Source organism: Collinsella sp. LCP19S3_H3, from assembly GCF_052119145.1.
GTDB lineage: Bacteria > Actinomycetota > Coriobacteriia > Coriobacteriales > Coriobacteriaceae > Collinsella.
Genome location: NZ_JBQKFW010000001.1, coordinates 68,552 through 82,887, shown reverse-complemented (window position 1 = coordinate 82,887; position 14,336 = coordinate 68,552). Strand labels below are relative to the sequence as shown.

Genomic DNA, 14,336 nt, shown 5'->3' with positions numbered 1-14,336 from the left:
CAATCTAAACAGAATAGTAAATGTTTATGAGCTAGTTTAGCCTGTTGTCAAGCGAAGTGGCACGACTATTCCCCCAACGGGCACATTTACTCGGTAGCTAAAAAAGCCCCGTCCCAAATTGACTACATGGGGCGGGGCACGGAAATCATTTAGCCAAGAACACGGGCCATGCGCGTCTTGAACTCGGACAGGAAGCGCGGGGCATCCACGGTCAGCGCCACTAGCGCGCTCTTGTCCGGATCGGACAGGCGATGCTCGTCGCAAATGGTGCGGCCGCGATACTCGCCCAGCAGATCAACACGCAGGTTGCAGCCGAGCGCACCTACAAGCGTGGGGTCAATCGCCACGGCAACGGCCAGCGGATCGTGCAGCGCACAACCACCCAGGTAGGGTGCGTTCATCTCGTACGAGCCAATGTAGTGCTCGACCATGCTCGCAAATGCGCAGCCGGCCATGGTGCCCGAGCCCGTCCATCCGGCAATGTCGCGACGCGTGAGCACCACGCGATGCGTCACGTCCAGACCCACCATGGTGAGCTTGCGGCCCGAGCGCAGCACGGCATCGGCCGCCTCGGGATCGCTTGCCATGTTGGCCTCAGCGCCCGCGCTCACGTTGCCGGGCACGGTCAGGGCGCCGCCCATCACCACCACGCGGCCGATAGACATCACCGCCGCCGCATCGCGCTCCAGGGCAAGCGCCAGGTTGGAGAGCGGGCCGGTCGCTACGTAGACCAGATCGGGACCATAGGTGCGCGCGGCATCGATCAGATAATCGACTGCAGCGTTGCCGTCGGCCGACGTCGCCCCCACCGGCTCGTAGGACGACGCGGGCACGCTCGCGCCGCCGATGCCGTTCTTGCCGTGAATGAGTACGGTGGACGCCGGCGGCGTATAAGGCTCAGTCGCCTGCAGAGGACGGTCGGCGCCCAGGTACACCGGCACCTCGGGACGGCCCAACAGGTCCAGCACCGCCAGGCAGTTGCGCGCCGACTGGTCGACGCGCACATTGCCAAAACACGTGGTAATGCCCACGAGCTCAACCTCGGGGCTCGCGATGGCATAGGCAAGCGCCATCGCATCGTCCACACCCATATCCAGATCAAGGATCAGCTTCTTGATTGCCATTGTTCTACTCCGCTTCTCCGTCTTGTACTAAATCGTCTAAACCAAACACGCGCTCAACTTCGGCGCGCGTGGGAATCGACTGCTGCGCGCCCAAGCGCGACACCGTCACCGCCGAGGCGCGAGCACCCGCGGCCATGCACTCAAAGAGTGGCAAGCCCTCCAAACGAGCCGCAGCAAGCGCACCGATAAATGTATCGCCCGCGGCCGTCGTATCGACCACCGCGCTCGAAAGCACCGGCATGCGCAGCAGCTCGCCGTCGTCGCCGAGCGTAACCGAGCCGGCGCCGCCCAGCGTGATGACCGCGGCTTCGGCACCCTTGGCGAGCAAGGCATTGAGCGCCGCGACGCAGCTCGCATCGTCTGCAGGCAAGATGCCCGTCAGCATCTGGCACTCAGTCTCGTTGGGACAAACCAGGTCGACTGCAGGCCAGACCTCCGCAGGCACTTCGCAGGCAGGCGCTGGATTAAAGACCGTATAGAACCCCAGCTCGTGAGCGCAAACAAGCGCCTCGGCCGTCGCTGCAAGGTCACATTCGCCCTGGGCGATAAAGACGCTTCCGGCAGCCGGGGCAATATCGCTGGCGTCGCCGTCGAGCTCATCGGCCACCAGGCGCCTCAGCGCGCGAGCAACGTCCTCGCCCGCGAGCGCATGGTTAGCGCCCGGCGACAGCACGATGCGGTTATCGCCCTCACAGCGAATGATGGTCGCCGTTCCCGTCTCCACGTCGTCGCGACACGCCACAAAGTCACAGTCCACGCCAGCATCTTGGAGCCCCGCCACGAGCGACGAGCCAAACGCGTCGCGGCCGACCGCGCCGATCATGCGCGTGCGCGCGCCCATGCGCGCAGCTGCTACGGCCTGGTTGGCGCCTTTGCCGCCGGCGTTGGTGATAAACCCGCTGCCGCCGACGGTCTCGCCCGCACGCGGCATGCGCTCGCACGCCACCGAAAGGTCCATGTTCATGCTGCCGAACACCGCAACGATGCCGCAATCTGCCATGGAAACCTCCTCGTCCGCGGGCTCTGCACCCGCTGTCGGCCGTCAATCGTGCGCTCTCGCACTTCTATAACTTTAGTTCACTTTGATGTGGACGCGCACTTGAGCTTACGCCAGCAGCAAGCATTCACAGGAGTAGGCGGCTACAATGAAAGCGTGCTGATTATTCTCGTCATTGGATGATGTTTTATGGAACAATTCCCGCGATCGAGCTCGCGCAGCTCACGCCATGCGAGCGATCAACAAGCGCCGCACGAACGTTCGCGCACTAACCGCCAAACCACCGAGCCGCGCCGCGCTGCAGGCTCCCATCGCTCGCCCGCCAACAAGGGCGCCCGCACCGACAGCGCCGCAAAAGAACAGGCGCCCACGCGTCCCAAATCTCGCTACATCCCCGCCCTCGACGGCCTTCGCACGCTCGCCGTTGTCGCGGTGGTGCTCTATCACCTCAACCTCACGTGGGCACAGGGCGGCCTGCTCGGTGTCACGATCTTCTTTGTGCTCTCGGGATACTTGATCACGCGCCTGCTCATCAACGAAATAGCAAAGACCGGTCGTATCGATCTTAAGAGCTTCTGGATCCGCCGCATCCGTCGCCTGTTCCCCGCCGTGGTAACCGTCGTGGTGGTGACCTGCGCACTGTGCACTGTCTTTAACCATGTGATGCTCACCAAGATGCGCCCCGACATCCTGCCGTCGCTGCTGTTCTTTAATAACTGGTGGCAGATTATGCAGGACGTTTCGTACTTTAACGCCTTGGGCGACCCCTCGCCGCTCACGCACTTTTGGTCGCTTGCCATCGAGGAACAGTTCTATCTTATTTGGCCGCCGCTGCTGCTCGCCATGGTGTCGGTGCACATGAGCAAGCCCAACACGCGCCGCGTGGTCCTGGGCCTTGCCGCGGTATCCGCCGTCGCCATGATGGTGCTCTACAACCCCGCCACCGACCCCAGCCGCGTGTACTACGGCACCGACACCCGCGTGTTCTCGTTGCTGCTGGGTGCCTGGATGGCCTTTATTCCCGATCGCGACCTGGCGCCTGCGCGCCTTGTCCGCCATCTGGGGCTCGACCGACTGGCCGGCGCCGGCAAGCACGACAAGTCAAAGAGCGACACCGCCGAGGCCGCCACGACAAAGCCAAGTGAGCCTGCACGCTTTTGGTCCTCCCCCGCATCCATCGATTTGATGGGCGGCGTTGGCCTGGTCGGACTCGCCGCCATGGTCGCGCTCACCAACGGCTATACCGCGTTTCAGTATCGCGGAGGCACGCTGCTGTGCTCCATCCTCACACTGATGGTTATCGCGGCATGTGTGCAGCCCCAGGGCATGGTCGCACGGGCCTTGGCCGCCGAGCCGCTCGTATGGATCGGCAAGCGCTCCTACAGCATCTACCTGTGGCACTATCCGCTGCTGCTGCTTATGAACCCGGTCGCCAACATCAACGATACGCCCTGGTGGCAGTACATTTTGCAGGTGTTGTTGGTGGTCGCCGTGGCCGAGTGCTCCTATCGCTTTATCGAAACGCCGTTTAGGAAGGGCGCTTTTGGGCGCACCGTTTCCGAGCTCCGCGACGGCACCACCACGCCCGCCGGCTGGATGCGCGCACATGTCCCCACCTGCGCCGTTTGCGCCGTCGTGCTTGTTGTGGCGCTGGGCGGCCTGGTCTTTGTGCCCGACACATCCGCGCTGAGCGGCGAGGGCGCCGAAATCCTAAACAAGGAAGCCAAAAATGCAAAGCCTCAAGATCAGCGGGCGGCCGATGACACCGACAAAGATGACGACGGCTTCCCCGACGGAGCCTACGACCTGCTAATGATTGGCGACTCCGTGTCCCTGCGCGCCGTCGATGCCTTTGACGGCGTGTTCCCGCACAGCCACATCGATGCCGAAAAGGGCCGCCAGTTTGATGCGGGCCGCGCGACATTTGAGGGCTATATCCAGCAGAACCTTGCCGGCAAGATCGTGGTCTTTGCCCTGGGCACCAACGGTTTGGTAACGGACGCCCAGGTCGACGCGATCATGGCCGACGCCGGTGATCAGCGTATTGTCGTGTTTGTAAACACGCGCAGCCCGCAGCCGTGGGTCGGGCCCACGAACCAGGCCATCGCCAACGCCGCTACGCGCTACAAGAATGTACGCGTTATCGACTGGTACGGGCACAGCGCCAACCGCAACGACCTGTTCGATGGCGACGGCACGCATCTTTCGACCGCCGGTGTGACCGAGTACCTTAAGCTCATCCACGATGCCGTCAAGAAGGACCTACCCGTGCACCCCGAGGACCACGTTAACGATCCGCAGCCGGCGGCTGTCAAATCCGCTGCCGAGGCACTCGTCAACGCCCTTGCCTACAAACCGCACAAGCTAGGCACCGACAAGTAACGCACAGCCAAATCTGCTTACAATCCGGCACTTGGGACCACTTCCGCGACTTACAAAGCCGCCTCTGGGCTGTTAGTTCACCCCAGAGGCGGCTTTATAGCTGCACATCGGTATATAACTAGCACCCTATAGCAGACAAAAACAGGCCGCAGCCCATGGCGGCGGCCTGTTTAGAGTCCAAGAGAGGTGCTACGCGCTGTAACCCATCGCTTGCAGAACAAACATAACGACCGTCAGCACCGTAATAACGCCGATAGTCGCCCAAGTGAGCACATTCCACACACGGCCGTTGCGGTTGGCGCCCATAATGTGTCGATCGGCGGCAATAACCACCTGGAACACCAGAACCACGGGCAGCAACACGCCGTTGATGACTTGCGAGGTCATCATAATCTGGAACAGGTCGACGCCGGGCATGAGCACCAGCACGGCAGAAATGCCAATGATTGCCGTAATGATGCCGCGATAGACCGGGGCCTCGTCCCAGCTGCGATCGGCACCGCGTTCCCAGCCAAACGCCTCGCAGATAGCGCTGGACGTAACGCCCGGCAGCACGCAGGCGGCCAAGAAGCTCGCCGCGACCAGGCCCGAGGCAAACAGCACCGTGGACCACTGGCCCGCAATGGGCTCCAGCGCGCGGGCAGCGTCTGCAGCGTCGCTAATCTGAATGCCCGCGGGGAACAATACCGTACCGGTCGTGATGATAATAAAACCGGCAATGACATCGGCGGCAATCGAGCCGCTCACGGTATCGATGCGCTGCAACACGATATCGTCCTCGCCCGCATTCTTATCGACCACGTTGTTCTGTGCCAGGAAAATCATCCAGGGCGCGATGGTGGTACCGATCGTCGCGACCACAAGCGACACGTAGCTGGGGTCATTTTGAATGTTGGGTACAACCAGATCGACCGCCACCTCGCCCCAACTGGGACCAGCCATAATTGCAGCGACAATGTAGGTCACAAACACGCAGCTCACCAGCAACAGAATCTTCTCGATGCGCTGGAAGCTACCCGACATGGTAAGCATCCAAACCATCAGCGCCACAAGCGGCACCGAGATGCTCGCCGGCACGCCAAAGAGGGCAAGGCCGCTCGCGATACCCGCAAACTCCGAAATGGTCACGGCTGTGTTGGCAATCAGTAGCGCCGCCATGGCCAACACACTCCTGCGCACGCCAAAGCGCTCGCGAATGAGCGAGGCCAGGCCCTTGCCCGTCACGCAGCCGCAACGCGCCGCGGTCTCCTGCGTCACGATGAGCAGCACGGTCATGACGGGAAGCATCCAGAGCATCTTGTAGCCATAGCTGGCACCGGCGCTGGAATACGTGGCGATGCCGCCGGCGTCATTGCCCGAAAGCGCCGCCAGAAGGCCAGGGCCCATGGCACCAAAGATGGCCGCGATGGTCAGCTTTTGCTTGGTGCCCTGCTTTTGCTTGCTATTTTGCACGCGACCACCTAACCCATGACCGACATGGTGAGCAGCACCGCAGCGGCACAGTATGCCACGCACGAGATCATGACGGCAATGACGTTCATGGCGGTACCCGACGTATTGAGGTCGTGCTCGTCACGCCAGAACAGCACCATCAGGTAAATCACAGCGCTCATGTTACCAATCAGGCAGACGATGGCCGCGATGTTAAAGCAGCCGGTAAAGAGCTGCTCCTCAAGCATGGGCGCGTCGGGGAACGCCGTGGTGCGCACCAGCTGAGCGCACAGGTAGGTCACGAGCGACAGGATCAGGCCCATGCCCGTGCTCTGGAAGAAGAATCCCAGATACGGCTTGGGTTCATCGTCATGGCCGTCGTACTCCAGGAAGTAGTTCTTGACGAACGACACCATACGCGAGGCAGCCAGCAGCACGAGCGGCATGGCGCACATGGGGAACACCACCAGATGCGCGGAGCCCAGCGCCGTCCCCAGCACTGCCGCCATGATGCACGAGGAAATGCCCCACACGACAACCCAGTACTGGCGATGCACAAACCAGCTGAGCACATTCGTCGAGTCGTCGGACGCGCTATCGCCCGAGCCGACGCCTGCGATCTGCAGGTCCTCCTGGTGCTCCTCGGCGATAACGTCCATGGCGTCGTCGAAGGTCACAATGCCCAAGATGTGGCGGTTCTCATCGCAAACGGGGATGGCGACCAGGTCGTACTTGGTCATCTCGTCCGTTACGTCTTCCTGGTCCTCGTCGGGCGACACATAAACCAGGTCGCGGTAGGCCAGCTGGCCCAGCGTGGCGTCGCGGTCGGCCACGATCAGCGTGCGCAGCGAGAGCACGCCGGTCAGCATACCGCTCGGATCCTCGGTATAGACGTAGTAGACGCTTTCGAAATCCTCGTCGAGCTTGCGGATCGCCTCGATGGCGTCACCGACCGTCGCCGTGGCGGGCAGGGAGACAAACTCCGAGGTCATAATGCGACCGGCAGTGTTTTCCTCATAGCCCAGCAGGTTACGAATCGCCTTCTCCTCCTGAACGCCCATCAGGCGCAGAAGCTTCTCGGCCTTCTCGTAATCGAGCTCGTCGATCAGGTCGGCGGCGTCGTCCGGGTCCATCATGGCCAGCATCGACGACGCATCCGTGTCGGACAGGCCCTCGAGCATCTCGGTCATGAGCTCGTCGTCATCGAACTCCGAGATGGCCTCGGCGGCCTGGGCGGTGTCGAGCTGCGCGAACACCTGCGCGCGCAGGCGAGGATCGAGCTGCTCGATAATGTCGGCAATGTCGGCAGGATGCAGCTCGCCGAGCGTCTTATGCGACACCGACAGCTGGATGTTCTTAGTCGAGCGATCGAGCAGGTCCATGTAGGACCAGGCGATGATGTCCTCGCCGAGCGGTTTGCCCAGGTGCTTCATAAAGCCCTCGACGACATGTTCAAGAGCGGGGCTGATTGCGCGCAGCAGACCGCGGGCACCGACTTCGGCACCCAGCAGGCGCAGCTGATTTTCGCCCGACATGGAAAACTTGATGTCGTTTACGCGCACGACCTTCATGCCCTGCGTGTCGACGATTTGTTTATTGAGCACGTCGCGCGCGAGCAAGAGTTCGGTCGGCTGCAGGTACGAAAAACGGATTTCGGTGGCCGACGTCTTAAGGTATACGCCCGTCTCGTCGATACGGTCGACCCATTTTCGCCAGCTGATCATGAACGGCGTCTTGCCGGGACCGCGGAACGCGAGCGACGTCACGTGCGGAAAAACTTCGCCGGTAGCAATGCCAAAATCGTTCACAACGCCGAGCTTTTCGCCATCGACGTCCAAGACCGGCAGCTTGAGCATCTCACTCAGATAATTCACTGGTGCTCCCCATCATTATTCCTTCGGACCGTGGCCATGCCGGCACGCCATCCGTGGACTTTTAGATATGTATACGCATGCGCGGGCGGCACACCGCTCGGCGCTCACACCCCGTGCATGCGCAAGAAGCACCTGCAAGGGGTCATCGACTGTATGGTCGAGGTTTGGATTTCACCTGCAACCTTTCTCTTGACCCTTGTTATCCGCAGTAACTATAGCATCAGCATCGCGCCGTGACGCCAAATTTATGCTCCAAACATCGCAGGCATATCAAACGCTGACGCATCCGTGACATAGTCGTTTAAGAACGTCCCCCATGACTAGTCTGCGGTGTCGTTATCTCCGGCGAGCTGGGGAAACACGGCGTTCTTGGGCATGGAAGTCTTCGTTAGCGAGGTGAGTTTTTTGCTCAGCGACGTATCCGTCTTAACCAAATCGCTCAGCGTCACGATCTTGTAGCCCTTGGCGACAAGGCCATCGATGATCTGCGGCAGCGCTTCGAGCGTCTGTTCGGAGCACTCGTCGCTATCGGTGAACAAAACAATGTTGCCCGGAGTCACCGATTCGAGCACTGTCGAAACCTGTTCGTCGGCGCCGTTGAGCAGCCAGTCGCCCGAATCGATATTCCACGAGACCACGGCAGACACCAGGTCCATCGCATCGATCCAGTTTTGCTCGTCAAACGCGGCGTAGGGAGCACGCAGCAGCATCGTCTCGACGCCGGTCGCCGACTTAATCGCCTCGGTGCCCTTCGTGATCTGCTTGCGCACCGCCTCGCGATCCTTGCCCTTGAGCGAATCATCGCTGTAGCTGTTGGAGCCGATCTCGCATCCGGCATCGACAATCGCTTTGGCAGTAGCGGGCGAGGCTTCCGCAGCATCGCCCGAAAGGAAGAACGTCGCCGTGACGCCCTTTTCCTTGAGCACCTGCAAGACCTGCTTGGTCGCGCCGCTCGGACCCTCGTCAAATGTCAGGGCCACGTACTTTTCGTTGCCCTTGGGCGCTACGCTCGCGCACTCGACTACACAGTCGGTGGCGGGCACGACCTCGCCGCGGTCCTGCGTCTTGCCCGACTGCTCGCCGACCCATACCTCGGAGCGGCCCTGAACGCCCCAGGTTTTAACGTATTCGATAGCGCCCGTGCCCTCGACCTTCAACTTAGGCTCAATGGTCGTGGCCTGGACCTCGTGCTTCTCGTACGTGTCGCGGCCGTCTTTGACCGTCACTTTCTCGCCGCCCGTTAGCTCGCGGCTATTCCACTTGCCCTGCTTCACCCGTTTGCCGTCCACCTTCACCGACAGCTTTTCGCCGCCACGGCGGGTAAGCACGCTATCGTCGACAGCCAACAAGTCGCCGGCATCGTAGGTGTCGGTCAGGCCTTGGTCATCGATAAGGTTCTGCAACGTGGAGCCCACGCGCACCGAAGCCTGCTCCCCATTGAGCACAATGTCCACGCTGCGATTGACATAGCCCACGACGGCAGCGATAAACAGCACGAGCGCACAGCCGACAGCGATGAGCGCATAGGGCAGGCGGGACGGTCGGCGCGGTGAGCGCCCGTTGCCGATGCGCGCGCTGCGATCGCTAAACCCACGGCTATGGTTGAGGTACATCGCGCCGGGTTTACGGCGACGTCGACGCTGACCGCTGGGCAGCTGCCCCAGGTCGCGTCGCGCCGTCGGACGCGCACCCGAGCGCCCGTTTAAGTTAGATCCGTTTTGGCGCATGTGCCCTCCCCCATAAACACAGCGAGCCGGAGCAACATGTCTCCGGCTCGCCTCCCATCATTTGGTACGTCGCTATTTGCTAGCTTTTGACGAGCCCCCGCTCGCCTTTTGATATTCGTCCTTAAAGGCCTTGAACATACCGCGCGTCTTACCGAGCTGCTTGCCCAGTGCGCGACTGCCCTTGTCCACGGCGACCGACCCCTTGTCATCGAGCACCTTGGCGCCCTTCTTGACCTTATCGCCCACCACGACACTGGCCTCGGCAGCCTTGGCGGCCGCGCCACCCGAATACCCGAGCGACTTGACCTCGTCCGAGACAATCATCGCGCCGTTCTCGTAGCCGCGCAGCATCGTCGGCGGCATCTGCGTGTCGCCCACCAGCACACTCGAGGCAGTGCCGGCGGTCACGTAGAACGTCTGCACGATACCCGAACGCGGCTTGAACTCAACGTCCGAGCAGTAGCCCACGACATCGCCCGATTCCGTGCGCACGTCCATGCCAACCCAGATGATGCAGTCGTCCAGGTTGATATCGAGGCGCTTGGCCGCGGCGGCATCGTAGGTGCCCTTGACGTCGTCGACCGCGACAGCACCCTCATAGACGCCGATGGCATCGAGCGCCACAAATCGATCGGGGCGCTCGATCATGCCCGCGATATCGGACTGGCGAACCATAAAGCCCACCACGCGCGTACCGCCCGGGGTAAAGACCGGAAAGTGAATCTTGCCGAGCTTTTTGGGGCTGCGCGGCGTGCCGTCCTTTTTGGTGCGCTTGTCTTCGGCAGGCTTACGATAAACCTTGACGCCGACAAAATCCCCTGCGCGCATTATGCCTCGGTCGAGGGCTCCGTGGCCTCGGTGTCGGCCTCAGTGACGTTCTCGACCACGACGTCGGCAGCGGGCGTCACGTTGCCGCCCGAGATGGCGTCGTTGAGCTGCTCGCGAAGCTGGTCCATGCGCTCGCGGGCCAGGTCGACCTTGGCGCGCAGGTCATCGGTCTTGGCGTCGACCATCGGACCAAAGTCGTTGACCGCGGCACGAGCCTCCTCGGCACCGTGCTCGTAGGTGTCGCGCAAGTTGTCCCAGGCATCGTTGGCGATATCGGCGGCCATGGCACGGGTCTCGGCACCCGAGCGCGGGGCCAGAGCAACGCCGATGATAGCGCCGGCGGCAGCGCCAAAGAGCGCACCGGAGACAAAGCTGAAAGTCTTTCCCATGATCATTCCTCTCCTGCGGGCACCTCGATGCCCACCGTTTGAATGCTGTCCATTATACCCGCAGCGCAACACTTGCCGTCGCGCACATCTGCGTACGGTAAAAGCGCAGGTACATGATAGTGATAAGCGAGTGATCCTACTCCTGCGGCATGGCAGGCATGGCTACCGTGGCCGCCGGGTCCTCGCCGGCGCCATCAACGAGCGGAAGCGCAGCTTCCTGTGCGGGGCCTGCCGGAACCGTCGCCGCGCCACCGTAGACGGCAGCGGGGGCCTCGTGGCTCTCGGCGGTCGCGCCCTCGGTGTCGATTGCCTCCTGCAGCTCATCGTCAAAGCTCGGAACACCCTGGGGCTCCACGGGCTCGGACTCAACAGCTTCCTCAGCAGCTGCCTCGACGCCGGGTTCGGAATCGGCAGGAGCCTCGCCTTCGGCCCCGTCCTCGGCGTTTGCGGCGGCGATGGCCTCGTGCGGATCCTTGCCCTCGGCCTCGGCGCGCATACCCAGCACCAGGTTGCGCAGGCCCGCGACCGTGCCCTCCACGTCAGGGGCAGGCTGGTCGGCGTGCAGATAGGCCCAGTCCATCATAAAGGTCGCCGAAGACAGCGCGCCGATGGCCAGCGCGTCATCGGGGCATGAAAGCTCAACCTCAAAGACACGCTCATCGTGCTCGCTTACGCGGGTACGGCCGCACGAAATGCTGCCGGCGAGACCGGTCTCGTTCATGAGCTCCACTGTCACGTGCTCAAGCAGATGGCAAAGCTCGGTCTGGCCCATGCAGTCCTGGAATTCACGACCGGAATCGCCTAGGCACAGGTGCTTGGCAATCGCGGGCACCAGGTAGTACACGCGCGCCGTGGCCTCGATGTCCTCCGAGGTCATGAGCGGCATGCCGGGGTTCACCAGCACATGCGCGCAGATCTTGTCCTCGCTGACGGTGACCTTAAGGATGTTGAACAGGCCTGCCATAACTCTCCCCTACTCTTCCTTGCCCTACTCGTCGCCGTCGTGCGGGTCCGCAGAGCCCGCGCCCGGCGTCGCCGGCTTATCTGCCGAGGACTCGGAATCCTTCTTATCGGTTTCGGCCGGAGCGATCACGCGAATAAGCGAGATGCGCTGGCCACGCATCGACTGCACCTTGAACTTGTACCCTGCAACCTCAAACACCTCTCCGATGTCGGGCACCGAGTCGCAAAGTTCCAAAATCCAGCCGGCGATGGTCTCATAATCATCGCTTTCCTCGAGCGGCCAACCAAGCTCAATCGCATCATCGCACGAAAAACGCCCATCGACGAGCCACTCACGGCGCGAAAGACGCGTGAGGTACTTGTTGTCGGGGTCGAACTCATCCTCGATCTCGCCCACGATCTCCTCGACGATGTCCTCGATGGTAATGATGCCGGCCGTGCCGCCGTACTCGTCCACGACCACCACGATCTGGTCGTGCGAAGTCTGCATCTCGGACAGCAGCGGCAGGATGTCCTTGGTGTCGGGCACAAAGGTGGCGTCGCGCAAATAACCGGCGATGGGCTGGTCGCCCTCGCCGTCGAGCGAGGGCTGAATCAGGTCCTTGATGTGCGCGATGCCCGCCACGTTGTCGGGATCTTCGTGATAGACGGGGATGCGGCTAAAGCCGGTCTGGCGCATAGTGGACAGCACGTCGGCGACCGTCTCGTCGTCCTCGCACATGGTGGTGTCCACGCGCGGCACCATGACCTCGCGGGCAACGGTATCGCCCAGGTCGAAGATCTCGTGGATCATACGCTTTTCCTCGTCGAGCAGGTCGTCCTGCTCCGAGACCATGTACTTAATCTCTTCCTCCGAGACGTTTTGGCGATCGTCGGCGCTCTTGATGCGCAGGATGCGGGCCAGACCATCGGAGCAAGCACCAGTCAGCCACACGAGCGGACGGGCAATCTTTTGGAAAAACGACAGCGGCCCCACGACCTGCTTGGACACGCCTTCGGCATTGGCCAGACCAATGCGCTTGGGCACAAGCTCGCCAATCACGATGGACACGAAGGCAACCGCAACGGTGATGATGACCGGTGCCAGTCCGCGCGCGATGGCAGAGAGCGGCGCGATGCCAAAGCTCATGAGCCACGTGGCGAGCGGGTCGGACAGGCTCGTCGAAGCAACGGCGGACGAGGCAAAGCCCACGAGCGTGATGGCGACCTGGATGGTGGCGAGCAGCTGGTCGGAGTCGGCAGCCAGCTTAACGGCACGCTCGGCGCGTTTGTCGCCTTCCTCGGCCTCGTGCTCCAGCACGGCGCGCTTTGCCGTGGTGAGCGCCATCTCGGACATAGAGAAGTAGCCGTTGATGAGGGTCAAAACGAGGGTGGTGATAAGGGAGATGGTTATGTCCATCGGGAGTTTCTCGAACCTCCAAGATTCGGGACGTTAGGTAGTAAGCGTAGATAACGGATAGGGCAGTTGCGTCCGGCGGCCGCTTGGATGGGTCCGCAGGCACAGACGTGATCGCTAGATTACGAAGAGGATCACCGCCATGAACTGGAAGATACTGCCGGCGAGCACCCACAAGTGAAACACACTGTGCAGGTAGCGCACGTTTTTAGCGATGTAGAACGGCACGCCCACGGTGTAGCACACGCCGCCGACAGCGAGCAGGGCAAGTGCCACGGGGTTGAGCAGCGACACGAGCTCTGGCAGCTTAAAGACGACGAGCCAGCCCATCAGCAGGTAGACCAGGCCGCTTACCCAGTGCGGTTGACGCTCGCGCATAAAGCACTCGAGGGCGATGCCGATAATGGCGATGGCCCATACGGCAAAGAACAGCATAGGGCCGCCGTCGTTTGCCAGTGTGATGAGGCAAAACGGCGTATAGCTGCCGGCTATGAGCAGGTAGATGCAGCTGTGGTCGATGATGCGAAACACGCGCTTGGCGCGCGCGGGCTGAATCGCGTGGTAGAGCGTAGAGGCTAGGTATTCGAGGATAATACTGACACCATAGACAATCGCCGCGGCCATGTGGGCTGGGCCTCCGCCGCGAAGAGCGGCAAATACGATCAGGAGCACCAGGCCCGCGATGCCCAGCAGGCAACCGACACCATGGGTGACAGAGTTCATGATCTCCTCACCCACCGTGTAATGTGGAACGGCCGCGGCCTTGGGTCGCGGCTTGGAACTGTCGCTCGAATCGGACATGCCGGTTACATCCTCCAAGTAAATAGTTCTCAACACTATATCAAAGCGTCTGGGTACGTGCGAAATTTGCACCATACGTGACCCCTTGTTTACCCATTCTTTGCTTGTTGACGCATCAACGGCGAACAATCATGGTTGATTACAGCGCTGGAGGACCGTTTTGGCTCCCGCCTTCGGAAGTATGCGGCAAAATCTGGAACTTCCGACCAGACCGCAGTTTTACCAACAATTTATCAGGGGTTTTATTGCCAAAAAATGTCGTGTGCTCGGCGGTCTCGAAATTTGCCGCATACTTCCGGAAAACCGCCCGCGAGCGCTGTACTCACGGGCGGCTTTTACTAAATGACAAGCTAGGACATATGCAGCCACACAGCCAAACTATTTTTGGAGGCGCGATGCCCGGCCGGTCGTCTTGCGGGTCGTG

The 14,336-nt window shown here is 61.5% G+C and carries 11 protein-coding genes; 1 reads left to right on the top strand and 10 read right to left on the bottom strand.

Annotation, left to right across the window (positions count from 1 at the left end; genetic code table 11):
* Positions 1-149: 149 nt before the first annotated feature.
* Both ACTQZF_RS00340 and ACTQZF_RS00335 read right to left on the bottom strand, forming a co-directional pair.
* Positions 150-1,124, bottom strand: coding sequence for a nucleoside hydrolase (locus ACTQZF_RS00340; RefSeq protein WP_441041532.1), 975 nt, complete (start codon positions 1,122-1,124; stop codon positions 150-152).
* Positions 1,125-1,128: 4 nt separating this feature from the next.
* Positions 1,129-2,124, bottom strand: coding sequence for a ribokinase (locus tag ACTQZF_RS00335; protein ID WP_441554227.1), 996 nt, complete (start codon positions 2,122-2,124; stop codon positions 1,129-1,131).
* Between the two features lie 186 nt (positions 2,125-2,310).
* Between ACTQZF_RS00335 and ACTQZF_RS00330 the strand changes: the two genes are divergently transcribed.
* Positions 2,311-4,503 carry an acyltransferase family protein gene (locus tag ACTQZF_RS00330; protein ID WP_441554226.1) on the top strand — a complete coding sequence of 731 codons (2,193 nt, stop codon included), beginning with the start codon at positions 2,311-2,313 and terminating at the stop codon, positions 4,501-4,503.
* Between the two features lie 189 nt (positions 4,504-4,692).
* Here ACTQZF_RS00330 and ACTQZF_RS00325 read toward each other — a convergent pair whose 3' ends face one another.
* From ACTQZF_RS00325 to trhA, 8 genes are all read right to left on the bottom strand, one after another.
* On the bottom strand, positions 4,693-5,889 hold the full coding sequence (locus ACTQZF_RS00325) for an Nramp family divalent metal transporter (RefSeq protein WP_441554289.1): 1,197 nt from the start codon (positions 5,887-5,889) through the stop codon (positions 4,693-4,695).
* 74 nt (positions 5,890-5,963) lie between these two features.
* Positions 5,964-7,808 (bottom strand): magnesium transporter, encoded by a 1,845-nt coding sequence (locus ACTQZF_RS00320; protein WP_370450605.1) that lies wholly within the window; start codon positions 7,806-7,808, stop codon positions 5,964-5,966.
* Between the two features lie 320 nt (positions 7,809-8,128).
* Positions 8,129-9,535, bottom strand: a complete 1,407-nt coding sequence (locus ACTQZF_RS00315; protein ID WP_441554225.1) for a polysaccharide deacetylase family protein — start codon at positions 9,533-9,535, stop codon at positions 8,129-8,131.
* Between the two features lie 72 nt (positions 9,536-9,607).
* Entirely contained in the window at positions 9,608-10,363 is a 756-nt protein-coding gene (locus ACTQZF_RS00310) for a PRC-barrel domain containing protein (RefSeq protein ID WP_427718078.1), read from the bottom strand.
* Complete coding sequence (locus ACTQZF_RS00305) at positions 10,363-10,752, bottom strand: YtxH domain-containing protein (protein WP_441041524.1); 390 nt, start codon at positions 10,750-10,752, stop codon at positions 10,363-10,365. Before ACTQZF_RS00305 ends, ACTQZF_RS00310 begins: the two co-directional genes overlap by 1 nt.
* Before the next feature lie 136 nt (positions 10,753-10,888).
* Positions 10,889-11,716 carry a cyanophycin synthetase family protein gene (locus ACTQZF_RS00300; protein WP_441554223.1) on the bottom strand — a complete coding sequence of 276 codons (828 nt, stop codon included), beginning with the start codon at positions 11,714-11,716 and terminating at the stop codon, positions 10,889-10,891.
* Between the two features lie 24 nt (positions 11,717-11,740).
* Entirely contained in the window at positions 11,741-13,114 is a 1,374-nt protein-coding gene (locus ACTQZF_RS00295) for a hemolysin family protein (RefSeq protein WP_427793690.1), read from the bottom strand.
* A 114-nt stretch (positions 13,115-13,228) separates the two neighbouring features.
* Entirely contained in the window at positions 13,229-13,912 is a 684-nt protein-coding gene (trhA, locus tag ACTQZF_RS00290; RefSeq protein ID WP_441015314.1) for a PAQR family membrane homeostasis protein TrhA, read from the bottom strand.
* Positions 13,913-14,336: the final 424 nt, after the last annotated feature.

Bases quoted from the DNA above. Each gene is read 5' to 3' on its own strand.
- ACTQZF_RS00340 (WP_441041532.1), bottom strand. From the start codon at position 1,124: ATGGCAATCAAGAAGCTGATCCTTGATCTGGATATGGGTGTGGACGAT.
- ACTQZF_RS00310 (WP_427718078.1), bottom strand. From the start codon at position 10,363: ATGCGCGCAGGGGATTTTGTCGGCGTCAAGGTTTATCGTAAGCCTGCC.
- ACTQZF_RS00305 (WP_441041524.1), bottom strand. From the start codon at position 10,752: ATGGGAAAGACTTTCAGCTTTGTCTCCGGTGCGCTCTTTGGCGCTGCC.
- ACTQZF_RS00335 (WP_441554227.1), bottom strand. From the start codon at position 2,124: ATGGCAGATTGCGGCATCGTTGCGGTGTTCGGCAGCATGAACATGGAC.
- ACTQZF_RS00325 (WP_441554289.1), bottom strand. From the start codon at position 5,889: ATGGGCCCTGGCCTTCTGGCGGCGCTTTCGGGCAATGACGCCGGCGGC.
- ACTQZF_RS00315 (WP_441554225.1), bottom strand. From the start codon at position 9,535: ATGCGCCAAAACGGATCTAACTTAAACGGGCGCTCGGGTGCGCGTCCG.
- ACTQZF_RS00330 (WP_441554226.1), top strand. From the start codon at position 2,311: ATGGAACAATTCCCGCGATCGAGCTCGCGCAGCTCACGCCATGCGAGC.
- trhA (WP_441015314.1), bottom strand. From the start codon at position 13,912: ATGTCCGATTCGAGCGACAGTTCCAAGCCGCGACCCAAGGCCGCGGCC.
- ACTQZF_RS00300 (WP_441554223.1), bottom strand. From the start codon at position 11,716: ATGGCAGGCCTGTTCAACATCCTTAAGGTCACCGTCAGCGAGGACAAG.
- ACTQZF_RS00295 (WP_427793690.1), bottom strand. From the start codon at position 13,114: ATGGACATAACCATCTCCCTTATCACCACCCTCGTTTTGACCCTCATC.